The sequence below is a fragment of the Desulfosporosinus sp. SYSU MS00001 genome (assembly GCF_049943955.1).
Taxonomy (GTDB): Bacteria; Bacillota; Desulfitobacteriia; order Desulfitobacteriales; family Desulfitobacteriaceae; genus Desulfosporosinus.
In genome coordinates this window covers 227461-249691 of sequence record NZ_JBNFTW010000001.1, presented here as the reverse complement: position 1 = coordinate 249691, position 22231 = coordinate 227461, and the positions used below count along the sequence as shown (strand labels likewise).

General features: G+C 46.3%; 20 protein-coding genes and 1 riboswitch. Of the genes, 2 read left to right on the top strand and 18 right to left on the bottom strand.

What is annotated here, in order from left to right; all coding sequences use genetic code 11:
* Window positions 1-3: 3 nt before the first annotated feature.
* Entirely contained in the window at window positions 4-1809 is a 1806-nt protein-coding gene (lepA, locus tag ACPUYX_RS01165) for a translation elongation factor 4 (protein ID WP_088228765.1), read from the bottom strand.
* A 233-nt stretch (window positions 1810-2042) separates the two neighbouring features.
* Between lepA and ACPUYX_RS01160 the strand changes: the two genes are divergently transcribed.
* Window positions 2043-2393 (top strand): carboxymuconolactone decarboxylase family protein, encoded by a 351-nt coding sequence (locus ACPUYX_RS01160; protein ID WP_426377917.1) that lies wholly within the window; start codon window positions 2043-2045, stop codon window positions 2391-2393.
* Window positions 2394-2877: 484 nt separating this feature from the next.
* Here ACPUYX_RS01160 and ACPUYX_RS01155 read toward each other — a convergent pair whose 3' ends face one another.
* The 9 genes from ACPUYX_RS01155 to ACPUYX_RS01115 form a co-directional block, all read right to left on the bottom strand.
* A complete protein-coding gene (locus tag ACPUYX_RS01155; protein WP_426377916.1) occupies window positions 2878-3807 on the bottom strand; it encodes a 2Fe-2S iron-sulfur cluster-binding protein in 930 nt (309 codons plus the stop codon).
* Window positions 3808-3862: 55 nt separating this feature from the next.
* Complete coding sequence (gene modD / locus ACPUYX_RS01150; RefSeq protein ID WP_426377915.1) at window positions 3863-4711, bottom strand: ModD protein; 849 nt, start codon at window positions 4709-4711, stop codon at window positions 3863-3865.
* Between the two features lie 23 nt (window positions 4712-4734).
* The gene (modA, locus tag ACPUYX_RS01145; protein ID WP_426377913.1) at window positions 4735-5580 is read right to left on the bottom strand and encodes a molybdate ABC transporter substrate-binding protein; all 846 of its coding nucleotides are present in this window, start codon (window positions 5578-5580) and stop codon (window positions 4735-4737) included.
* Window positions 5581-5619: 39 nt separating this feature from the next.
* The gene (locus ACPUYX_RS01140) at window positions 5620-6681 is read right to left on the bottom strand and encodes a sulfate/molybdate ABC transporter ATP-binding protein (protein ID WP_426377912.1); all 1062 of its coding nucleotides are present in this window, start codon (window positions 6679-6681) and stop codon (window positions 5620-5622) included.
* A gap of 1 nt (window position 6682) precedes the next feature.
* The gene (modB, locus tag ACPUYX_RS01135; protein WP_426378298.1) at window positions 6683-7363 is read right to left on the bottom strand and encodes a molybdate ABC transporter permease subunit; all 681 of its coding nucleotides are present in this window, start codon (window positions 7361-7363) and stop codon (window positions 6683-6685) included.
* 203 nt (window positions 7364-7566) lie between these two features.
* Window positions 7567-7709, bottom strand: a riboswitch (molybdenum cofactor riboswitch).
* 99 nt (window positions 7710-7808) lie between these two features.
* Complete coding sequence (locus ACPUYX_RS01130) at window positions 7809-8510, bottom strand: ATP-binding cassette domain-containing protein (protein ID WP_426377911.1); 702 nt, start codon at window positions 8508-8510, stop codon at window positions 7809-7811.
* Window positions 8503-9195 carry a molybdate ABC transporter permease subunit gene (modB, locus tag ACPUYX_RS01125; protein WP_426377910.1) on the bottom strand — a complete coding sequence of 231 codons (693 nt, stop codon included), beginning with the start codon at window positions 9193-9195 and terminating at the stop codon, window positions 8503-8505. The genes ACPUYX_RS01130 and modB (ACPUYX_RS01125) overlap by 8 nt, the downstream gene beginning before the upstream one ends.
* A gap of 20 nt (window positions 9196-9215) precedes the next feature.
* The gene (gene modA / locus ACPUYX_RS01120; protein WP_426377909.1) at window positions 9216-10034 is read right to left on the bottom strand and encodes a molybdate ABC transporter substrate-binding protein; all 819 of its coding nucleotides are present in this window, start codon (window positions 10032-10034) and stop codon (window positions 9216-9218) included.
* Between the two features lie 484 nt (window positions 10035-10518).
* On the bottom strand, window positions 10519-11994 hold the full coding sequence (locus ACPUYX_RS01115) for an aldehyde dehydrogenase family protein (protein WP_426377908.1): 1476 nt from the start codon (window positions 11992-11994) through the stop codon (window positions 10519-10521).
* Window positions 11995-12607: 613 nt separating this feature from the next.
* On the opposite strand from ACPUYX_RS01115, the gene ACPUYX_RS01110 reads away from it, so the two are divergent.
* Window positions 12608-14656 (top strand): sigma-54-dependent Fis family transcriptional regulator, encoded by a 2049-nt coding sequence (locus ACPUYX_RS01110; RefSeq protein WP_426377907.1) that lies wholly within the window; start codon window positions 12608-12610, stop codon window positions 14654-14656.
* Here the strand turns inward: ACPUYX_RS01110 and ACPUYX_RS01105 are convergent.
* The 8 genes from ACPUYX_RS01105 to nifK form a co-directional block, all read right to left on the bottom strand.
* Window positions 14648-15121 carry an N-acetyltransferase family protein gene (locus tag ACPUYX_RS01105; RefSeq protein WP_426377906.1) on the bottom strand — a complete coding sequence of 158 codons (474 nt, stop codon included), beginning with the start codon at window positions 15119-15121 and terminating at the stop codon, window positions 14648-14650. The genes ACPUYX_RS01110 and ACPUYX_RS01105 overlap by 9 nt on opposite strands.
* A gap of 126 nt (window positions 15122-15247) precedes the next feature.
* Window positions 15248-16363 carry a homocitrate synthase/isopropylmalate synthase family protein gene (locus tag ACPUYX_RS01100; protein ID WP_426377905.1) on the bottom strand — a complete coding sequence of 372 codons (1116 nt, stop codon included), beginning with the start codon at window positions 16361-16363 and terminating at the stop codon, window positions 15248-15250.
* Between the two features lie 21 nt (window positions 16364-16384).
* A complete protein-coding gene (locus tag ACPUYX_RS01095; RefSeq protein WP_426377904.1) occupies window positions 16385-17221 on the bottom strand; it encodes a radical SAM protein in 837 nt (278 codons plus the stop codon).
* Window positions 17222-17350: 129 nt separating this feature from the next.
* Entirely contained in the window at window positions 17351-17611 is a 261-nt protein-coding gene (locus ACPUYX_RS01090; protein ID WP_426377903.1) for a 4Fe-4S dicluster domain-containing protein, read from the bottom strand.
* A gap of 7 nt (window positions 17612-17618) precedes the next feature.
* Entirely contained in the window at window positions 17619-18002 is a 384-nt protein-coding gene (locus tag ACPUYX_RS01085) for a NifB/NifX family molybdenum-iron cluster-binding protein (RefSeq protein ID WP_426377902.1), read from the bottom strand.
* Between the two features lie 86 nt (window positions 18003-18088).
* A complete protein-coding gene (gene nifN, locus ACPUYX_RS01080) occupies window positions 18089-19417 on the bottom strand; it encodes a nitrogenase iron-molybdenum cofactor biosynthesis protein NifN (RefSeq protein ID WP_426377901.1) in 1329 nt (442 codons plus the stop codon).
* Between the two features lie 4 nt (window positions 19418-19421).
* Entirely contained in the window at window positions 19422-20777 is a 1356-nt protein-coding gene (nifE, locus tag ACPUYX_RS01075; protein WP_426377900.1) for a nitrogenase iron-molybdenum cofactor biosynthesis protein NifE, read from the bottom strand.
* Window positions 20778-20803: 26 nt separating this feature from the next.
* The gene (nifK, locus tag ACPUYX_RS01070; RefSeq protein ID WP_426377899.1) at window positions 20804-22231 is read right to left on the bottom strand and encodes a nitrogenase molybdenum-iron protein subunit beta; all 1428 of its coding nucleotides are present in this window, start codon (window positions 22229-22231) and stop codon (window positions 20804-20806) included.

The following is a 22231-nucleotide window of genomic DNA, read 5'->3' as shown; positions in this document are numbered from 1 at the left end:
CATCTAATCTTCAATCTTTAACACGGCCATAAAGGCATCTTGGGGAATTTCAACATTTCCAACCTGTTTCATGCGCTTTTTCCCCGCTTTTTGCTTCTCGAGAAGTTTTCGTTTACGGGAAATATCTCCTCCGTAACATTTCGCCAGGACATCTTTGCGCATAGCCCGAACCGTTTCGCGGGCAATAACCCGATTTCCGATGACAGACTGGATGGGGATTTCAAACATTTGTCTCGGAATAATCCCTTGCAGCTTTTCCACCAGTTTTCTGCCCCGGTTATAGGATTTCGACCGGTGAACAATAAAGGAAAGGGCATCCACCAACTCACCATTTAAAAGAACATCGATTTTAACTAAATCCGACTCCTTATAGCCTGCTAACTCATAATCGAGAGAAGCATACCCTTTGGTCCGGGATTTTAATTCATCAAAATAATCAAAGACGATTTCACTGAGGGGAAGTTCATAGACCAGTCTCACCCTGCTTTTGGACACATAATCCATCGCCAAATAAGTCCCGCGTTTTTCTTGGTTCAGTTCCATGATCGGCCCGACAAAATCAGCGGGAACCAGAATCGTCGCTTTAACTACCGGTTCCGCAATCGTCTCAATTTGATCGACAACAGGCAAATTGGAAGGATTGTCAATATCCAGGACTTCTCCAAGGATATTCTTCACTTTATAGATAACACTTGGCGCCGTAGTTATGAGATTCAAATCATATTCTCTCTCTAAACGTTCCTGGATAATCTCCATGTGGAGCAGACCTAAAAATCCGCAGCGAAAACCGAAACCCAGGGCAGCCGAAGTCTCCGGTTCAAACACTAAGCTGGCGTCATTTAGATGAAGCTTCTCCAAAGAATCCCGCAAGCGGTTATAATCATTGGTTTCGACGGGGTAAAGTCCGCAAAAGACCATCGGGGTGGATTTCCGATATCCCGGCAGTGGTTCGGCAGCAGGACGTTCAGCATCGGTAATTGTATCCCCAACTTGAGTGTCCTTTACATTCTTAATGCTGGCCGCGATAAAACCAACTTGCCCGGCTTTCAGTTCTTCGACGATTTTCATAGCAGGCGTGAATACACCCACTTCCGTCACTTCAAATTCCTTTCCCGTGGACATCATCTTCATCGTCGTCCCTTTGGCTACCCGTCCTTCAACCACCCGTACATAGGAGATTGCTCCTTTATAGGCATCGAACTTTGAGTCAAAAATTAAGGCTTGCAAAGGAGCCTCATCGTCTCCTTGAGGAGGTGGAACCATGGTCACGATTCTTTCTAAGATTTCCTCCACACCGGTTCCCACTTTTGCCGAAGCAAGAATAGCATCACTGGCATCCAGGCCAATGACATCTTCGATTTCTTGCTGCACTCGCTCAGGTTCAGCACTGGGGAGATCAATTTTATTAATTACCGGAATAATCTCCAGATTGTTCTCCAACGCCAAATAAACATTAGCCAGGGTTTGGGCTTCAATTCCCTGAACAGCATCAACCACCAGCAAGGCTCCTTCACAAGCTGCCAAGCTCCTGGACACCTCATAAGTGAAATCGACATGCCCAGGTGTATCAATAAGGTTCAGCTCATAAACCTCACCATCATTAGCCTGATAACTGAGGCGTACCGCCTGAAGCTTAATCGTTATCCCCCGCTCACGCTCCAAGTCCATGGAATCAAGGACCTGTTCCTCCATTTCACGCTTGCTTAGAGCTCCCGTATATTCAATTAAGCGATCCGCCAGCGTGGATTTACCGTGATCAATGTGCGCAATAATAGAAAAGTTACGAATACGTTGCGAAGCCTGTGCCAAGGTCTTCCCCCTCATTTCTATATCCAGAAATAGTAATTCAAAATTTCAGCTGATCCATCCTAAACATAAAGTATATCAGATAGTGAGGGAACTCCGCAAGAATCGTGTAAGACATCAGTAAAAAATCGCTGCAAGGAGAATAAATTTGACCATCTATTGCCAAATTAACATTAAACTTATGAGGAGCGAGATATTCAAAGAAAACCATAAGATATTATAGGGAGGAAAATAGTTTGGGCGATTACTTTGACAATCTGGACGCCATTGAGGAAAATTTGAAGTATTTTACAGCCAACCACGAGCAAATCTATCAAGCTTACGAGACCTATGGCAAATTAGTCCATGAAACAGGTCCCCTTGATCAAAAAACTTGCTGGTTAATTAAAGTCGCCTTGTCCACCGAATGTCAATACCCCTATGCTTTGAGAACGCATATTCTCAAAGCATTAACAGGAGGATGTACGAAAGAAGAAATTGAGCATGCCATGATGTTAGTAGCTCCCACGGCTGGGTTTCCTAAAACAATGTTTGGCATATTAACTTTGAGAGAAGTAGTCGACGAGCTTAACAGAAACATACAATAACTATAATCTTAGCCATAGAAACATTTCAATATAGAAGAGCCAAACTATCTACGGATTCCGAAGCTAAGAGCAGTAGGTGTTCAATTAATCACTGTCACATGAATGGTAACTCGAGTTCATTCTAGCAGTGAAGCATAGTTTTACGTAATTGTCTTACCGGGGAAGCGGTCGTTTTCCTAATTGGAGAAAATGATCGTTTCCTTTATTTATTATTTAAATAAGTCTCGAATAGTCGTTAGATCAAACTTATTTGTTATACTATATGATTTAGCAGCAATCTTAGTTGAGTTATAGTCAAATATGGTGATTCAGCCATTATTGTAGAGATTCATTCCGAACCTTCTGTTCCCGTTAGTCTTGATAGTTATCCAGTACGAATCTACATAATTATTATTTGGAAGACTAATTTCTCTTAGCTTTATCTGAGAAAAGCCATTCATAATGAATTTGAGGGAGGGGGACTTCTTGCTAACGTGGTTAAACTCTAGGCCAAAGAATTAAGCTTTTCCAGAATATCGCCGAGGCCTAAGAATTCTCCCCAGGTCACCTGCACAAATTCCCCGTCCTGTTTCACAAAAGGTCTTGCAGTGCGCTCGGGATTGTACCTTAAATCAGAACCAATTCGACCCTTCAGACAAAGAGGGCGGCCCGCAGCGGCTGTTTTGGCTGTAACTCCCACCATGTTACCGTTCTTAAAGTTAAGGTTGAATTTGCAGCCTGACTCACAAAACGTACACGTCACTTCTTCTGTTGTTAATTCCCACTCTCTGCCTTTACCGATCATGCTCCTATCCATAAGAGCCCCCACGGGGCAGACAGAGACACACCGGTTACAATAGACACAAGCAGAATCTTTCAAATCCGTATCCATAAATGTAGCGACCTTAGTCTTAAATCCCCGATAGGCGAACCCGATCACATTGCGCTCTGCGACCGCCTCACAAGTGGCAATACATTTCCCGCAGAGGATGCATTTATTCAAGTCCCTTAAAATGTAGGGATTAGTGTCGTCAATGGGAAGGTCGTGTTTTTCACCCTGAAAGACGTTCCCTTTGACACCATATTCATAAGCATACTTAGCCAGGAGACAGCTGCCGAGCTTTTGACAAGTCATGCAATCCAAGGGGTGACTGGCAACTAACAATTCCAAAATCATTTTACGGGCATTTCTTACCTTGGGAGTCTGAGTTTCCACCTTCATCCCCTGGGTAACTTGGGTAGCACATGCCGGGGGAAGATTGCGCATTCCTTCAATTTGAACCACACACAAACGACAGGAACCGGAAGGTGTTAATTCCGGGTTATGGCACAAGGTGGGAATCGGCATATGATTCAGACGGCAGGCTTCGAGTACCGTCGTCCCTTTGGGAACGCAGACTTCCCGCCCGTCAATCGTTAAGGTAAACCATTCCATGGCTTTCTCGCTCCTTTCAAATTCTCCAAGGTCCAATCTCATCTCATTTAAGTTCTCAAATTATCTTTTCCATGGTGACTCCGATATCAGAAGGTTTTCCGAAATACACCGAAGTGGTTACAAGACCATTAATTCCCGTACGAGCGTACTCTTCAATATTTCCTTCATTAATACCACCCGCTCCCAGCAGAGTAATCCGGGGATTAATCTGCCGGATTTGCTCCACAATAGTCTTTAGCTCCGCGGCAGGGATTTTATCGAACTGCAATCCGTCAACGCCGGCTTCAGCCAGAAGACGTGCATCTTCAATGGTTTCCACCTCAACGATAAATTTTTTCTCACAGGCCTGGGCTTTAATTTCTTTTACCCTTTGCGCTAAATCATGAACATCGCCGAGAAAAACCATATGCTGCTTAAATACCAAAATTGTCTCCGACAATCCTAAGCGATGAGGTAAAGCACCTCCGGCGATAATTGCCTTGATTGAAAGTTCTTTAGTCCCCGGAAATGATTTGCGGGTAGCCAAAAGAGCAGCCTTGGGATTCACGGCTCGAATCTTATCCACCATCTTCCTGGTCCTGGTGGCAATACCTGAAGAATATTCAAGGATATTCAGCGACACTTTCCAAGCCATATGCAGGCTTGAGGATAACCCTTCGGCTTCAATAAAGACATCCCCCTTATTAACAACGGTTCCCGAAGGCAGGAACCGAACCGGCGTGATCCCCAGCTTGGCAAAGATCCTCAATACCTCCTCAACTCCAGATAACACTGTAAATTCTCTCGCTTTAAACGTTATTCTTCCCTTCAAGGCGCCAATACCCAGAGACTGCGTTGTTAAATCAAGATAGGGAACATCTTCCTTGAGCCAACGCTCAATCGTTTCATCACTAATATAAAGCATTTTCATCCACCTCGAGATTCCAATTATTTTCCCTTGACAAAACCATGCTCGTTGAAGATTTTCATAGCCTCATCACTTTCTAAATAGGCTAAGAATTTGGCAGCTGCCTCGCTGTTTTTAGAAGATGCAACAATGGCGGCCGGTAAGACGATGGGAGAATGGGAAGCGGCGGGTGCAGTTGCTACAACCTTCACCTTATCCGAAGTGATAGCTATGGTATCCCAGACAAAGCCGGCATCAGCATTTCCCGTTTCGACGTAGGCCATAATTTGCATCAAATCTTTACCAATGACCATCTTAGGTTGTAATTTATCCCACAATTTAAGACTTTTTAGGGTTTCCTGAGTCGTCTTAGCCGCCGGAACAGTTTTAGCTTCGCCGATGCCGATTTTCTTAACCTCCGGCTTGCTTAAATCTGCAAAGCTTTTAATAGAAGTATTATTCTTATTGACAATTAAGACCAGTTCATCACCTAACAAATTGACCCTTGAATCTTTCTGAATAAGCCCTTTTTGTTCCAGAGCATCCATCTGGGGCTTACCCTGAGAAATATAAATGTCCGTGTCTGCCCCTTGCTCGATTTGACTTTGCAGTGAACCAGAGGGTCCGTAATTAAACGTCAAGGCTACTTGGGGATTTTTAGCCTCATACAGAGTTTTTATTTCATCAAAGGAACCTTTTAGACTAGGGGCTGTAGAAATGACAAGTTTAACTTGCTTGCTTTGGCCGGCACCACTGCCTGCTGTAGTTGAAGCATCCTTGACACTGCTTGCACACCCGGAGACGGATACTAACAGGAGCAGAATAATGCAGCTAAGCACTCCTAAGATTACTCGATTTCCTTTTGGGTTCTTAATTCCGGAAAACATCTTATTTTCCTCCCTCTCTTTTTAAAATCAAAGGAATATTCAGAAAATAATCAGGTCTTCGGGGGCAATTCGTAAACTCCAGGGCTGCGGCTGATCTTTCATTGCCCGCCACATTTGCGGAGTCATTTCCCATTCCAGCAGCTGGCTGCCCTGCCTCCAATGATCTTGTTCTACCGCCAGATAAACCGATATTCTGGCAGGCCCTTCGCTTATCGAATTAAGCCGGCAGTGAAATACGTTATCCCTCATTTCCCCGGCGGCAGTTCCGATCAAATGGGCACGAACACCTACATGGGCAACTTGTCGTGAGAGCTGAATATTAGTGTTCAAGGTAATGCCCCAAGCTAGGGCTTCCAGCTTAAAAGGCGATATGTAATTGGCAGGAGAAATATTTTTGCACCCCGTTAATTGGGCCGCCGCCAGCGACGAGGGAGCTTTAAATACCTCCTCCGTCCCTCCTTTCCCTTCGATTTTCCCTCGTGCCAAGAGAATCAAACGTTGGCATACCCGATAGACTTCCTCCATATTATGGCTCACAAACAAAGTTGCCCCAGAATACCCGGCCAAAGTCTCCGTTAATTGTTTGACCATGTGGTTTCTCAGATAATCATCCAGAGCTGAAAAGGGTTCATCTAAAAGCAAGGCTTCAGGCTTTGCCCCCAAGGCCCTGGCCAGGGCAACTCGCTGCTGTTGGCCTCCTGAGAGCTGGCTGGGGTATCTCTTTTCTAAGCCCTCCAACTTTATCATCTTAACCATTTCCTTAATGATCGCCAAACGATCTTCCCGCTTCCGCTTCCCAATTCCGAAGCCAATATTTTCTTCCACCGTCAGATGAGGAAACAAGGCGTAATTTTGAAAGACATAGCCGACTTTCCTGCGCCGGCAAGGCAGATTAATGCCTTTTTGAGAATCAAACAAAACGCGGCCATTGAGGACAATTCGCCCCTCATCAGGAGATTCTATACCGGCAATACAGCGTAACGTCATGCTTTTGCCTGAACCTGAAGCCCCCAAAAGGCCTAAAACCTCTCCCTGAGTTTCAAAGTTAACCTTGAGTTCAAAACCCGCTAATTCTTTGCGGATATCAACAATCAATCCCATCTTATTCTCTGCCGCCTGCAACAATAGTCTTGCGCTGGAAGTCTGACCAATAATTCATTAACGTCATGACGATCAACGAAATAATAAAAATCAGGATCACCCATAACAGAGCCTTTTCCATATCTCCTCCTTCGGCGGCAAAAAAGATAGCCGCAGGGATCGTCAGTGTTTCTCCCGGAATATTGCCGCCGATCATCAGAGTAGCGCCAAAGTCACCTAAGGCCCTGGCGAAAGCTAATACTGTCCCGGCGGCTACCCCCGGCCAGGCCAAAGGAATGGTTATCCTCCAAAATATTTTCCATTCCGAGACACCCAAAGTACGAGCGGCATAAATAAGGGTAGGGTCAATTTGCTCAAAAGCACTGCGCACAGTTCGATACATTAAAGGAAATGCCACAACAGAAGCTGCAATAACTGTGGCCGGCCAGGAAAAGATGACCGTCATTCCAAGGCCCAGCAGAAATTTACCCAGAGGACCATTCCTGCCAAAAACTAAAAGCAGTAAAAATCCAACGACGGTTGGAGGCAGAACCAGAGGCAAGGTAAGAAGGCCGTCAATCACCCCCTTAAATTTCCCCCGATAAACTGAGACAAAATTTGCAGCCGCCAGGCCGAAAAAGAAGGTCACAAGGGTAGCCAAAGTTGCCGCCCTGAGAGAAATCAATAATGGTGAAAAATCCATTTCGCTTATAAAGCTAAACAAAATATCCTCCTTTCCCTTTTCGTTAAAGGTTATCATTAAAAAAAACTTTTGACTAACAGGTACGGAGACAGTGTCTTCGGGGATTAGCTGCACTGATGCTCAAAGAAAGGTGCCGTTCGCGACATATGTCTGAGCAAAATAATGGCTCCCTAAAAAGGGAGCCATTATTAAACCGATATTCAACCGGTATTCCGTGCTGCTCCTTTTCAAAACGTGAAGGCGTACCCGTTTCCAGAGACACCCTGAGGATCAAAAATCCTGTCCAGCGACCTTGGATGCACTCATTTGCTCTTTAGGTCCTTCTGGCTCGGAGATACATTATTAAATTTTCGGAAACATCATCTGAGGATTTTCTCCCCCTATGCCCATCATAATAATTTCACATTATAATCATGCACATAATATTGAGAAACGATAGATCCGCTCATCGGGCATTATTAAGTCCCCTGACTAGTTCCAGTTTTCCCTGTTCTTCCTGTTCCTTGATTATCTCCTGTTGCCCATGATCAATTTTAATGATCTGATTGCCCAACATTTCGGCTTCCTGAAGGTCATGGGTCACGAGAACAAAAGGAATCTTCCATTGTGCTTGGAGCTTAAGCAGCTCTTGTTGGAGGGTGCTGCGGGTGTTTTGATCAAGAGCCGAGAGAGGTTCATCGAGCAGCAATAATTCCGGTTCCGTCATTAAAGCCCGAGCAAGGGCAACTCTCTGTTTCTCTCCCCCTGAAATCTGACTAGGATAGCGATTCCGCAGATGTCCAATTTTGAGCATCTCCAGCACATCTCCGGCGGTAAGGACTTTTTCGGAAGCACTCCCTTTTTTCGGCTTGCCATACAGGACGTTTTTCTCAACCGTCATATGGGGAAATAAAGCATAATCTTGAAAGAGATACCCGATACGCCGTTTACGAATAGGAACATTTGTCCCTAATTCGGAAGAGAAGACTGTCTTATTGGAAATTGCGATTTCACCCCAAGATGGGGTCTGAAGGCCTGCCACACATTGCAGAATTGTCGTCTTGCCGGCACCGGAATGCCCGACGAGAGCGAGAATACCATTACTGATGGAAACATCAACCTCCAGCTCAAAGGAGGGTAATTTCTTCTTAAAATGAGCCTTAAGCATTTGTCCCGCCTCCCCGCGCATCTCGTCGTTTTCCTTTTCCCCAGCGATTCAAGCCATAAATCACCAGAAAGCTAAAGGCAGTCATGAGAATAACCAAGATACTCGCCGTACGCATATCCCCCGATTCATTGGCAAAATAGATAGCCAGAGGCATGGTTTGAGTTCTGCCGGGGATATTGCCGGCGATCATCAAGGTCGCCCCGAATTCCCCCAGTGACCGGGCGAAGGCCAGAACCAAACCGGCAATAATGCCATTCCAGGCCAGCGGCAAAGTAATAGTTAAAAACACCCTTACTTCCCTCGCCCCTAAGGTGCGGGCAGCCTTCTCCAGGTTTTGGTCAACATTTTCCATGGCAACCCTTACAGATTGGTACATTAAAGGAAAGGAAACCACAACTGCCGCGATCACCGCTCCTTCTATGGTAAAAACAACTCTAGTATGAAAGAACTGTTCAAGAAACACGCCTAAGGGACCGTTCTTCCCGAAAACAACCAGCAGCATAAAACCGATAACGGAAGGCGGGAGTACTAAGGGTAAGGTAATAATTGACTCCACAACATCTTTGCCCCAGAACTCCCGCCGTGCCATGAGTCCTGCTATGGGAATGGAAAAACAGGTGACAATGATAACAGCTGCCAAAGCTACCTTCAGAGATAATATAATCGGCACAAAACTAAAATCCATAGGACTCACCCGGCTATCAATTATTTTGCTAAAGTTTTAAATCCATAGTTTTGAAAAACCTTTTGAGCATCGGCACTTTGTAAGTATTTGAAGAAATCTTGAGTAGCTTGCTGATTTTTCGTTGCGGCAATGATAGCTGCCGGGTAAACGATGGGAGTGTGAGTGTTATCGGGAACAACGGCAACAACTTTTACTTTCTTTGATTGTTGAGCATCCGAGCGATAAACAAAACCTGCATCTGCATTCCCAGTTTCAACGTAATTAAGGACCTGGGTCACATCTTTGGCTTGGACCAGTTTGGACTGGACAGCATCCCAAAGTTTGAGGTTCTTCAAAGATTCCTGGGCATATTTGCCTGCAGGCACTGATTCAGGAGTACCGATACTGACCTGACTAACATCTGCTTTTGCCAAATCTTGTACGGAAGCAATCTTACTGTTATCTTTCCCAGCAACGAGAACTAAATCATTGCCCAGTAAGTTGATTCTGCTGTCTTTAAGCAATAAATTCTTTTTCTCCAGGGCATCCATCTGACTCTTTCCGGCAGAAATAAATAAGTCCACAGGAGCGCCTTGTTCAATTTGCTGCTGAAGGGTACCGGAAGCCGCAAAATTAAAGGTAAGTTTTACATCAGGTTTTACTTTTGTATAATCGCTTTGAAGTTCCGTCAAGGAATCTTTTAAACTTGCGGCAGCAGCGATCATAATCTCAGTGGGTTTCGCTTGAGTCTGTGAAGTGTTTGCAGTGTTTTCTGAGGATTGGGCAGTATTTCCTGTGCCGCAACCCACTAAAGTGAAAATCAAGAGCAGACTGGATACCAATAAAACGATCTTTTTCACATTTACTCCCCCTCTATGTAACACTAATTTTGTTTGTTTAAGTTAGTTTGTATTTGGCCATTTCCTAACGACACATTACTATAACTATCTAAAACTAACAAAACTTAACTAAAGCCATTATACTATGCCCTGAGCAAATTGCACAAGACAGTAGGAAATTTTATACTTAATACAATTTCCTTACAATTTACTAGCTCAGCACCTTCTACCGCAGCGTAAAAAATTACCCACCGAGGCACCTGAGTATTTCCCCACAAACAAAGCATTAGGGGCTAATGTGAATTTTACGCATTTAGCCCCTAATTTATTAGAGTTATTGGAGATTTTTCTGTGGCTTTCGATTTTGCACCTAATTTTGGAACCCATTACTTTGCAAGTATAACCCTTAAATTTTTCCAACCACATAGTTTAGCACACGACCGCGCTTTGAATATTGACAACCCTTTTGGACCCCCCCTTGTTCAGTCATCCTGCTCCCCATTGTCTAATAAAGCCCGACTTTGTCTTCACTCAGACTCATAAAGATATTCTTCATCTGAGTGTAATGATCAAGGATCACTTTATGAGTTTCACGGCCGATGCCGGACTTTTTATAACCGCCGAAGGGCGCATGGGCAGGCAGGTTATTATAGTTGTTAATCCACATTCGGCCGGTCTGGATGCTGTTGGCCACGCGGAAGGCCCGATTAATGTCTCTGGTCCATACCGCTCCGCCCAGACCGAACTCACTGTCATTAGCCATGGCAATCACTTCTTCTTCAGTCTTAAATTTAATCACCACGGCAACAGGGCCGAAGATTTCCTCCTGAGCAACCCGCATCTTATTGTTAACGTCAACGAGAAGCGTCGGAGCCATAAAGCACCCTTTATCCAAGCCCTTGTCTTTAATTCTGTAGCCGCCGCAGGCAACTTTAGCCCCTTCCTGCTTGCCAATTTCAATATAGTTTAAGACATCCTGCAAATGGGATTCATAGATCAGGGAGCCTAATTGAGTATCCTTTTCCCAAGGCAAACCAACCTTCACCTTATTAAAGGCCGTGATGGCTTCGGCGACAAACTTGTCATAAATATCTTCATGGACGAAAACACGGGAACCGGCGCAGCATACTTGACCCTGATTAAACAAGATGCCGATCTGCAAACCTTCGATAGCTTTCTCCCAGGGACAATCAGGGAAGTAGATATTGGCAGACTTTCCGCCCAATTCCAACGTGGAAGGAATTAGCTTTTTGGCCGCAGCATCAGCAATCGTATACCCAACCTCAGTGGAACCGGTAAAGGCCAGTTTGCGGAAGCCCTGATTCTCCAACATATAATTGCCGGCTCCTGAACCTCGGCCCGTGATCACATTCACCACTCCGGGAGGGAGAACCTGATCAAAAATCTTAGCCAGTTCTAAGAGACTCAAAGAAGTACTGCTTGACGGCTTAATAACGGTACAGCAGCCTGCGGCTAAGACAGGAGCAATTTTCCAGGCCCCCATGAGCAAGGGGAAATTCCAGGGGATAATCTGTCCGACGACACCGATAGGTTCTCTGAGAATAAGACTCATGGTATTTTTGTCGATCATCACTGCCTCGCCTTCTTCTGTCCGGATGGCAGAAGCAAAATAGCGAAAATGATCTGAAGAGAGAGGAACGTCGATTCCCGAGGTTTCCCTGATCGGTTTGCCGTTATCGAGAGTTTCGATCATGGCCAGTCGCTCAGCGTTCTGGTCAATTAAATCGGCGATTTTCAATAACATAGCGGCTCGATCCTGAGGACTGATATCTTTCCACGTCTCCCATGCCTTCCAGGCCGCCCCAACTGCTTTATCGACATCGTCCTTGCTGGCATCAGCACATGTGGCCAAAACTTCACCATTGGCAGGGCAAATAGATTTGAAGCGTTTCCCATCTTGAGATTCAACCCATTGACCATCGATATAAAGTTTGTACTCCTGATCGGCAATATTTTCCATCGTAATCCCACTCCTCTTAATATAAATTTCAGAGTTCACAAATCCACTCTCTTCATCTCAACTTTTAATCTGCAATTTAGTTTTTATCTGTAACGTTTAACAATCGCCCCCTCATTATTTGACATTCGTAAATTTTCTAAATACTGAGATTGCATTTTCTATGCCAAATGACTACGATGTAAGTAAAGAAACTCAGCTGGCGCTCGAAGACACTGTCTTCGCACTTGTTTGCTGCGGCGAAAGTGACAAGGATAGTTGCCCTTATGCCATGAGAAAGTATACAACCGAAGGATGTACTTTCTCATAGCATAAAAAAACAAGCACCAAAAGTACTAAGTGCTGTTCCTTTCTCAGCTATCCCAAAAAAGCATTGTAACCCATTTGTAACCCATTTGTCACCCTATTGTTCAAACAACAGGGTGACAATCCGTAAACACTCCCCGATTTTGCAGGCCGGCTTCAGAAAGGAGGTGCAACAGAAATCTAAAACATGACTTGTACATGAAAATTTTCTCTGAGATGTGTTGAGCAACTTAGTCAGAACGATTGTCTGAATTCTATGGTAACAAGATCTTAGAAATGATTATTCTTTCCAAAGAAGGAAGGCTTAAGTATGACCAAAGATATCGCTCCGGAAATTACCCAGGCATGGAATAGATTTGTCTCGGGTGCCGCCATCGATGACGGTATTGTGCGCGCGGAGGTAGCTGCCTCATGGCAGCGCTGTTCCGAGGCCAGTGTTAATCCTTATCACAACGGCGTCAGTCACCTGCTTTTAGACCAGAGGCAGTTGGAAGATTTACGGGCCAAAAAAAGAAGCCTGCTGCAAATTGCCAGACTCTTTATGACCAACCTTTACCGGTTCGTCGCCGGATCAGGTTTTATAGTCATGCTCTCCGATGAACATGGCTATATCATGGAAGTAATTGGAGACCGTGAAACAATGACCGTTGCTACGCAGCTCAATTTAAGCCAAGGAGCCAGCTGGGTTGAAGAAGAAGTCGGCACAAACGGTATTGGCACGGCCCTGGCAACTCAGAAACCTGTCCAGATCTCCGGCGCAGAACATTATTGTCAAAAAGTTCATTTCTGGACTTGTTCCGCCGCTCCCATTTTGGATTCTCAGGGAAAAATCATGGGCGTATTACAAATGTCCGGACCTAACTGGAAAACTCATGAACACACCCTGGGCATGGTCGTAGCTGCTGTGGAGGCCTTTAAAATTCAAATCCGGGCGCACCTTAAAAATAGAGATTTAAGTTTGCTCAATAATCGCTTGAAGAATGTAATTCTAACTGTTTCCGAAGGAATCATCGTTCTCAATAAGGGAGGACTGATCGAACAAATAAATCCGATAGCCGAAACCATCCTTCACCAACCCGAAGCAGAAATCAAAGGAAACCCCATCACGAAGTACCTCGGCAAGTCAGCGCTTATACAAGAGATGCTGGCAGAGGGAAAATCCTTTAAGAGTTCCGAAATTACAACCTATACTCCCAAGGGCAGCACCAATTGTCTTTCTTCCGGAAAACCGGTTAGAGATGACAAGGGAGACCTCTCGGGAGGCGTTTTATTTATCAACCCAATTCCCCGAAACAAACATTGCGCAAATCGGGGCAGCGGAGCACCGGCAGCCTATGAATTTTCAGCCATCATTGGCGTGAACAAAGAGCTCCAAAAGGGCATCGAATTAGCCAAAATTGCCGCCACAAGCAAAAGCCATGTCCTGATCCAAGGAGAAAGCGGCACAGGCAAAGAGGTATTCGCTCAGGCGATCCATAATTCCAGCAGCCGCAGGAACGGACCCTTCGTGCCCATCAACTGCGGTGCCATCCCGAGGGAATTGATTGGCAGCGAGCTTTTTGGTTATGAAGGCGGTGCTTTTACCGGAGCCAAGTCCGGCGGCAGGCCTGGCAAATTCGAGCTGGCCGCAGGGGGAACCCTCTTTTTGGATGAAATCGGCGATATGCCCCTGGAACAACAAGTCGCCCTCCTCAGGGTCCTGCAAGATAAGCGTGTCATGAGAATCGGAGGTTATCAATCGGTGCTGGTGGATGTCCGCATCATCTGTGCTACAAATAAGAATCTCCGCGAAGAAGTCAGAAAAGGAAATTTCCGGCAGGATCTTTTCTTTCGCCTTAATGTCCTCAATATCTCCCTTCCTCCTTTGCGGGAACGGAGGGAAGACATCCCTTTATTATTCAGAGCATTTTATAAAGAACTATGCACCAAGCTGGGCGTAAATCTCCTGCCTGTTGATTCGCGGGTTGTCACCTATTTAAGTCAATATCATTGGCCGGGAAATGTTCGCGAATTGCAAAATGTTATCGAGAGAATGGTGAATTTAGCTCAAGGACAAGGTATACGCCCGGAACACCTTCCGGATGAAATTCTCTTGCCCGATCCATCTGTTTCACAACCGGAAAGGGAACGTTTCTCAGATTCCGCCAAGAGGTTAAATGCGTTAAATAAGGTGAATACATTAACCAATGACCAGGATAAACTCTCCATTAAAAAGCTCTTGGCCAGGAATGAGCGGCAGGAAATAATCAACAAACTGTTAACATGTCAAGGCAATATTAGCCATACAGCCAAAGAGATGGGGATTTCCCGTAATTCCCTTTACAAAAAACTAAAAAAATTAGAGATTACCTTAAGATAATTTCCCACCTTTCCGCAGACATATCATCTCTGTAGTTTTCCAATTCAGTGCCTGATAAAAAGCCAAAGCCGGGGTGTTATTGCGGTCCGCTAAGAGCTGTAATCGGGCAGCGCCTCTCTCCAGGGCCCAAGCTTCTATCGACGACAACAATTCTTTTCCCAAGCCCTGCCCTCTCCAGGCTTCCTCAATAACTACATCTTCAATCAAGGCCACGCTTCCGCCCTCGGCCGTCGAAACCAACATCTGGGCCGTGCACATTCCTATGATTTGCTGCTGCGATTCTGCCACCATGAGGCAACGCATCCTAGTATCAGCGAGCATCATTTGCAATCCCCGCTGCTGAGTCAACTCAGCAAAGGAAAAATCGCTTTCCAGGGAAAATAAGAGTTTGAGGAGATTGGTCATTCCTCCGATATCCCCTTGATTTGCCCTTCTTATCCTATAGCGAGGACTCTGATCCGTCATATCCTTACCACTTCCGTTCTGCCTTAAATCTTACTGCTTCCGATCTGTCATAATCTTACCTACATATACTAAAGGCCTTCTTTGAGCTAGCTGCAGCAAAGAAGGCCTTAGTCTTTGATTTCCCATCTAACATGAGCTCACGACAATTTCCATAATATCATCTTCCCTCAAGACCCTCTTAATTTCGCAGGCCCGCCGCAAAATTTTGGCCAGAAGCTTATCAATGGTTTCCTGATCAAGTTCTATCCCTTTAGTCTTCAACAAACGCAGGATGCTCTTGCGGCCAGAGTATTTGCCGAAGGACGTCGTGTGTTGTCTGCCTACCGTTTCGGGTGGAAAGGTTTGATAGTTGTGGAAATCCTTTTTAAGACCGTCGATATGAATTGACGAGGTATGAGTAAAGACGTCGCGCCCGATGATCGGTTTCCCTCTGGGAATTTGCCGGCCCGTTGCCAAACTTACCAGGGAACCAATCGTATTTAAGCACTTCAAATCAATGCCTGTCTCCTCAGACAGGGTGTACCTCAGAGCAACTGCCACCTCTTCCAAAGGTGCATTTCCTGCCCGCTCGCCCAATCCCCCTACCGTTACACTCAAAGCCTTAAATCCTGCCTGAACAGCTGCAAGAGAGTTCGCCGTAGCCATGCCCAGGTCGTTATGCGCATGAAATTCCAAAGGAATGCCGGACATCCTGACCAGATCCTGGAGGGTGAAAAATACTTTTATGGGCTCTAAAACACCTATGGTATCGGCAAAACGCACGCGATTAACACCCAGTCTTTCTGCTTCGGCCAAAATTTCCGCCAGAAAAATAAAATCTGCTCGACTGGCATCTTCCAAACCTAGGACAATATAGTCGACTTCTTTTTTGGCATTTAAAATACATTGCCCCATTTGTTCGAGAACCCAAGCCCGGTCTTTTCTCAATTTGTTGCAGATCTGCTGTTCTGAAGCGGGAATAGAGATGGCGACTCCTTCAACCCCCGTACGATAACTTGCCTGAAGGTCTGTCAGCACAGCTCGGTTCCAGGTTATGAGACGAACCGGTAAATGCAAAGCTGCCAGCTGGGAAATTGTCTTAATTTCCGAGTCTCCAACCGCCGGAACTCCTACTTCCAGTTCGTCAATACCGGCGTCTGCCAAAGCCCGGGCAATCATTTCCTTCTCCCGGAACCCTAAAGCGACACCAGGTGCTTGCTCACCATCCCTTAAAGTCGTATCACATAACATAATCCTTTCCATAGCTAACACCCCTTTTCGTTCTTAAAGTATACCAATGGCGTCCGCACGACATTGCTGACAATGCTGCATTTGCGGAAGGATTCCACCCATACTGCTCCGGCAGCCGGCGATCATTTCTTTGGAGGGAGCTTTGATATGAGACAGTTTGGCCTGAGGAATCAAAGGAACGATATTATGAATGTGGGCACCTCGCTTTTTAATTTCTTGAGCTAAGCTGTAGAGAAGCTTGTCATTAATCCCCGGGATAATCACTGTGTTGATCTTTACCGTCATACCGGCCTGAGCTGCCATTTGCAGACCTGAAAGCTGATTTTCCAGCAGAACCCTTGCTCCCCTGGGCCCAATGAGAGTTTTCCCTTTCCAGCGTACATAACTGTAAATCTTAGCTCCCACGTCCTCATCAAGGGTATTAATCGTAATCGTGATATGGGATACTCCAATCTCTGTTAACTCTTCAATTTTTTCCGGCAAGAGCAGTCCATTAGTACTTAAACAAAGAATCATGTCCGGAAATTCCCGTTTTACCCCTCGGAAAGTCGCAAAGGTTGCACTGTTGGCTAAAGGTTCGCCGGGACCGGCAATTCCCACAACCCTGTACTTCGGTCCCATCTCCGAACCCTTCGCCTTGCGGACAGTTTCCAAAGCTTCCTCCGGTGTTTGCACCTTACTGGTTACTCCCGGTCGGGATTCATTAGCACAATCGAATTTACGGACGCAATAATTGCAGGAGATATTACACCCCGGAGCCACAGCAAGATGAATACGTCCTGTTTTGCCATGTCCGTGAGTGGCAAAACAGGGGTGCCCTAAATCTAAGCGAGGACTGGTTTGATTTCTTTGCAGACATTCTAGTTGCATCTTAATCCCTCCTATCATGGTTATCTCCACGCTTCATGAGTTTCTCTGAAGCTCAAAACAGTTGGAGATGAAAATGAATTCTCTTGTATCTGAAGACCCGATGTTCAGCTTTAACGTAAGCGAGTTCACTCAGGCAGATTTTGCTTTAAAGCTGTGAGCCTTCCGGACACAAACGCTGCCGCAGGACTGACAGCCAATGCACTGATCCTTACCGACAATGACAGCAACATGGCGTTCTGTCCCCTCCTCATCCTCGAAGCTTTCCAGTCCCAAACACTTTTGCACACACAATTTAACACATCTCCCACAGCCAAAGCATTTGTCCTTATCGATGGTTTCCACATATAAAGGGGTCCAGGAAAATCCCCCAAATGTCTTGCAGTCAATCATTGTTCGTTCACCTCTTTTCTTGAGCCAGTTTCTTTCTTAACCAAGGCGGCAGTTTGCCGGAATTAAACAATTGCACCAGTTTACCCAACTCGTCGTAAATTTTTGTCCCTTCCGGCACCTTCAAGGGATGAATACCACTCTGAACGAGGCGGGCTGCCGCCGGTCCGCCGATCTGAGTGCAATAGATAATGGCGCATTCTTTTAATTGCTTGATCCGAACATCAACTTTATCCTCCGCTTCTTCGCCGCCGGCGGCCTTTTCCGTATGAACTTGCGCAGAATGGACAAAGCCACGGCTTTTGCCTCCGAACTCATAGACTTCAAAGGCTGGTGAAGATGCAAAATGCGAATCTATGGATTCTCCGTTGCTGCTGGCAAAGGCTATTAACATTCCGAAACCTCCTCGCATAATTAATTTATCCAATTGTAAGACTCCCACTTCTTAAGCGGGAGTGGGTCCCCCGTCTCTGCTTCCAGCTAATTATGTGAGTTTAACGTATCAAAGAGAAACTGTTGAGTTCCTTCATAACCGATCCAGCGTTTTTGCGGATAACCAACCCGATCAAACACCGGCAATCCCGCTCTTAAATGGGGCTTCTTCAGCTTATCTGCTGCTTGACGGCCATTAGAATTGGCGATAATCAAAGTGCTGGTCCGTGCTCCCTCTTCAAGAGCCTCTAAATCTCCCACTTCAATGGGAACAGGCAGTGAGAGCCTGTGAATTCCCGCTGGGGAGGCCGCTAAGGCCAAGGTAATTTCCGCACCCACCTCAGCCAGGCAGGACGCCAAGCTATACAAAAGGTCCATTTCTAAAGCAACTGCAACTCTGAGCTTCCCCAATTGATCATGAAAATCAACCAGCGTATCCAACAACCGGGCTCTTTGACGCAGAAGTTTTTCAGGGATCGATTTACCCGTTAGCCGAGCCAGGGTCAAAATAAAGGAGTCCGTTGCCGCCAAGCCGGTCAGGGAAGGAAAGTTGGTGTGGGGAATCCCGTAAGTGCGTTTTAAAAATTCTCCGGCTTTTTCCATACTTAAGCCAAAGGAAAAACAAGCACTGCACTTGGCCAAACGCCGGAAATCTTGCAGCAATGTCCCGCCCTGTACCAGAGGAGCTGCTTCCAACTCCGCATGCCCGTCTAGGGAGATCGACAAGTCAGGAATAGTAATCGCTTGAAAACCGAACAAACTGACAATCTCTTTAAGTTCATCCACATCCCCCGGCGTTAAATGACATCCAGGCAGTAAGACAACGGCAGGGAGGGATTCAGCTTGAGCTCTGGCCTTACCATCTCCTTCATCCTCGAGGCTGCCGGAAACTTCCTCATCAATTTCGGAATTAACGGCCAAGGTGGTCAAGAGCGACTCCACCGTCCGCTGATAGCCTTCTTGCATAGAGCCGATATAATCCGGAGTACTGGCTAAAACAACCGGCAGATCCAGTAAGTCCGTCCGTTCCGAGCGAAGGCTGGACAGGGCACTCACCATATCATCGCCAAAGGTTTCCGTCAGACCGGTACTCATGACCCCTATAATTTGCGGTTTGTACTTATCGGCTGCCACGGCAATCCCTTTTTTGAGATATTCCCAACCGCCAAAGATCGCCGAATCTTCTAAAAGAGCGGTGGAATTCAAGGGAATCGGTTCTCGAAAATGGCGGGACAGCTGCAGGCGAATAAAGGAAGAACACCCCTGCGACCCATGGAGCAAAGCCAGAAGTCCATTCACTCCGAGAAAAGCTAAGGTCGCTCCCAAGGCTGGACTATTTTTTTGAGGATTACCCTGATACGATCTTGCATTCATCATGCTCTTACCCTCCCACCGGGGGAAATTCTGCTCTTAAATACCCCCAAACCGGACTAAAGACGGTTCGTGTTAAAGACTCGGCAAAGGTGACCATTCCCTCATAACCGGCATAAGGAAGTTTTCGGCCATGGTTAATATCGAGAAAGGGCGTTCGCGTTTTATGAGCCAAATACTTTGTCTTGCCTCCGGCAACAATCAAATCCGGTTTTTTCTCGGCAATAATCTTTAAAAATCCCGCTGAACTGGTGTCTTCGATAATCTGAGCCGTGGGATCCATAAGTTCTTTCATCCGTTGAAAATCCTCCGGAGTGGAGTTTTGCGTCCCTCCCGCCAGAATATTGATCCCTAATTCCGCCAGGGTAGAAACCATGGACCAGGTCTTAACCCCCCCGGTAAACAAAATAGCCTGTTTATTCTCTAAACGCTTTTTATATTGAGCTATAATTGCCCGTGTTTCCTTCTCTCGCTTCTGCACATAAGCCTCAGTTCTCGTTAATAAGTCAGGGTCCCTAAGGGCTTTAGCGATAGCAATCAGGGTTGCGGAAGTATCGTGAATTCCGTAAAAAGAGCCTTCAATAAATGGTATCCCATAGTGAATTTCCATTTTCCGCACCAAGTTGGTCAGGCTTTTGGAGCAAATCAGGACATTCAGGCAGGCTCGGTGGGCCGAGCGCAGATCATCAAACTTGGCGTCTCCCGTGATTGCCGTTTGCAGTGTAATCCCCAGGTTTTTTAAGTCCGGCAGGATTCCCCAAAGGTCCCCGGCGATGTTATATTCGCCAATCAGATTAATGGACAAGGGAATTTTCTCTGCCGAAACATCGCCGGTGCCGATAACCCGTTCAAACAAAACTTCGCCGGCAATGCGATTCCCGATATTCTTATCACCCAAAAAGCCCGGAGCGTTGACAGGGATGACGGGAATTGGCAGTTCCGCCTCAGCCTCGGCACAGATTTTGCTCATATCATCACCGATCAGGGCAGAAACACAGGTTGCGTAGACAAAGATTGCTTTCGGCTGATGCTTGGCGGCAATTTCCCGGATAGCCTCTTTCAGCTTCAACTCTCCGCCATAAATTACGTCGTTCTCCAGGAGATCAGTGGTCAACCCTCGGCGGTAAAGCTGGGAACCGGAGGAGCGAGCTCCCCGGTTATCCCATGAGTTTCCCGCGCAGGCAATGGGACCGTGAATAAGATGTGCAACATCGGTAATGGGCATCAGCACAACTCTGGCTCCATCATAAGCACAACTCCGCTCTGCGCCTTCGCCGGGCAGGGCCTTCATGCACAATTTCGGCGACCCGGCCTCTGCCAGGGAAGGTTTATCTTTGAGGTCCAATTTTGTTAGATTGGTAAACATAAATGACCCCTCCGTTCTCAACGCATCTAACGCATTAATTCAAAATAGGTGTCTGTGGAATTCCTGTCCTTTTCCTCCAGAAAGGTGTTAGCAATCATAGTAATCAGATTAATAACCCCGTTATAACCAATGATTGGATAGCGGTGGAGATTCACCCGGTCATAAATAGGCAGGCCGATGCGAATTAAGGGAATATCGGCATCGCGGGCTGCATATTTGCCGTGGCCGTCGCCGATCAACATGTCAACCGGTTCCGTCACCAACAAAGACCGCAGGTGCCAGAGATCTTTGCCGGGATAGAGTGTCGCGCCTTGACCGTAAGGACTGGAGGCAAGCAGCTTCTCCATCGCTTTCTTAAAGGCGGGGGTGGAGTTGGTACAAACGATATGAACAGGCTCCCCGCCCATTTCCAAGAGGAAGGAGACGACGCCGATCAGAATATCCGGATCGCCAAAGAGAGCAAACCTCTTGCCATGAATATATTGATGAGCATCTGTCATAGCATCAACGGCCCGTCCCCGCTCACGGGTAATTTCCTCGGGAACATCCTGGCCCGTGAATTTGGCGATGGCTTCAATGAATCTGTCCGTTCCCCCAACGCCGATGGGCATGGGAATTGTTTCCACAGGAACTCCTTTGCCTTCCAGGTACTTGCTGGTTGCCGGAGTGGAATAGGACTGTAAACATAAATAGCTCTTGGCATTTAAGGATTCCTTCATGTCCTGAATGGGGGTTCCGCCGGGGAAGAGCTCATAGGTGCCCAAATTCGGGGAATCTAAGACCTCACTGTGATCAGGAATTAGGGTGAAGGGAGCACCCATAATTTTGAGATAGCGCTTATATTCCCGAAGATTCGAGGGATAGGTATCAAATCCAGGAACAACATAGAGCCTGTCGTTAAGTTTATCCTCCTCTCTCGGCTCACCCAAACAATCAATAAGACCTTTAAGCATGGAGTCATAGCCCATAATGTGCGACCCCTTAAAGCTTGGGGTGTTGGCCAAAGCAACGGGAAACTCTTGGGGAATTGAACCTTGCTTTTTGGCATTCCCTAAATAAGCCTTAATATCATCACCAATAACTTCAGCCATACAGCTGGTGAAAACCGCGATCAATTTGGGCTTGTAAACGGTATAGGCATTCTTCAAACCTTCATGAAAGTTATTCTGTCCGCCAAAAACCGCCGAGTCCTCAGTCATGGAATCGGATACCGCTGCTACAGGCTCCCGGAAATGCCGGGCCAAGGTGCTGCGGAAATAAGCGGCACATCCTTGAGAACCATGAACAAAAGGCAGGCATCCTTCAATTCCCAAAGAACAAAGCAGGGCACCGAGGGGTTGGCAGGCTTTAGCCGGATTAATCACCAATTTTTCACGGGCAAAATTCTTTTCCCGGTATTCCATCGAATTAAGCCAATCTTTTGTGACCTTAGTACAAGTCTCCATATGCGACAT

Excerpts from the sequence above, each read along its gene's own strand:
- ACPUYX_RS01155 (WP_426377916.1), bottom strand. The coding sequence starts at position 3,807 with ATGGAATGGTTTACCTTAACGATTGACGGGCGGGAAGTCTGCGTTCCC.
- modD (WP_426377915.1), bottom strand. The coding sequence starts at position 4,711 with ATGCTTTATATTAGTGATGAAACGATTGAGCGTTGGCTCAAGGAAGAT.
- modA (WP_426377913.1), bottom strand. The coding sequence starts at position 5,580 with ATGTTTTCCGGAATTAAGAACCCAAAAGGAAATCGAGTAATCTTAGGA.
- ACPUYX_RS01140 (WP_426377912.1), bottom strand. The coding sequence starts at position 6,681 with ATGGGATTGATTGTTGATATCCGCAAAGAATTAGCGGGTTTTGAACTC.
- modB (WP_426378298.1), bottom strand. The coding sequence starts at position 7,363 with ATGGATTTTTCACCATTATTGATTTCTCTCAGGGCGGCAACTTTGGCT.
- ACPUYX_RS01130 (WP_426377911.1), bottom strand. The coding sequence starts at position 8,510 with ATGCTTAAGGCTCATTTTAAGAAGAAATTACCCTCCTTTGAGCTGGAG.
- modB (WP_426377910.1), bottom strand. The coding sequence starts at position 9,195 with ATGGATTTTAGTTTTGTGCCGATTATATTATCTCTGAAGGTAGCTTTG.
- ACPUYX_RS01115 (WP_426377908.1), bottom strand. The coding sequence starts at position 11,994 with ATGGAAAATATTGCCGATCAGGAGTACAAACTTTATATCGATGGTCAA.
- ACPUYX_RS01110 (WP_426377907.1), top strand. The coding sequence starts at position 12,608 with ATGACCAAAGATATCGCTCCGGAAATTACCCAGGCATGGAATAGATTT.
- ACPUYX_RS01105 (WP_426377906.1), bottom strand. The coding sequence starts at position 15,121 with ATGACGGATCAGAGTCCTCGCTATAGGATAAGAAGGGCAAATCAAGGG.
- ACPUYX_RS01100 (WP_426377905.1), bottom strand. The coding sequence starts at position 16,363 with ATGGAAAGGATTATGTTATGTGATACGACTTTAAGGGATGGTGAGCAA.
- ACPUYX_RS01095 (WP_426377904.1), bottom strand. The coding sequence starts at position 17,221 with ATGCAACTAGAATGTCTGCAAAGAAATCAAACCAGTCCTCGCTTAGAT.
- ACPUYX_RS01090 (WP_426377903.1), bottom strand. The coding sequence starts at position 17,611 with ATGATTGACTGCAAGACATTTGGGGGATTTTCCTGGACCCCTTTATAT.
- ACPUYX_RS01085 (WP_426377902.1), bottom strand. The coding sequence starts at position 18,002 with ATGTTAATAGCCTTTGCCAGCAGCAACGGAGAATCCATAGATTCGCAT.
- nifN (WP_426377901.1), bottom strand. The coding sequence starts at position 19,417 with ATGATGAATGCAAGATCGTATCAGGGTAATCCTCAAAAAAATAGTCCA.
- nifE (WP_426377900.1), bottom strand. The coding sequence starts at position 20,777 with ATGTTTACCAATCTAACAAAATTGGACCTCAAAGATAAACCTTCCCTG.
- nifK (WP_426377899.1), bottom strand. The coding sequence starts at position 22,231 with ATGTCGCATATGGAGACTTGTACTAAGGTCACAAAAGATTGGCTTAAT.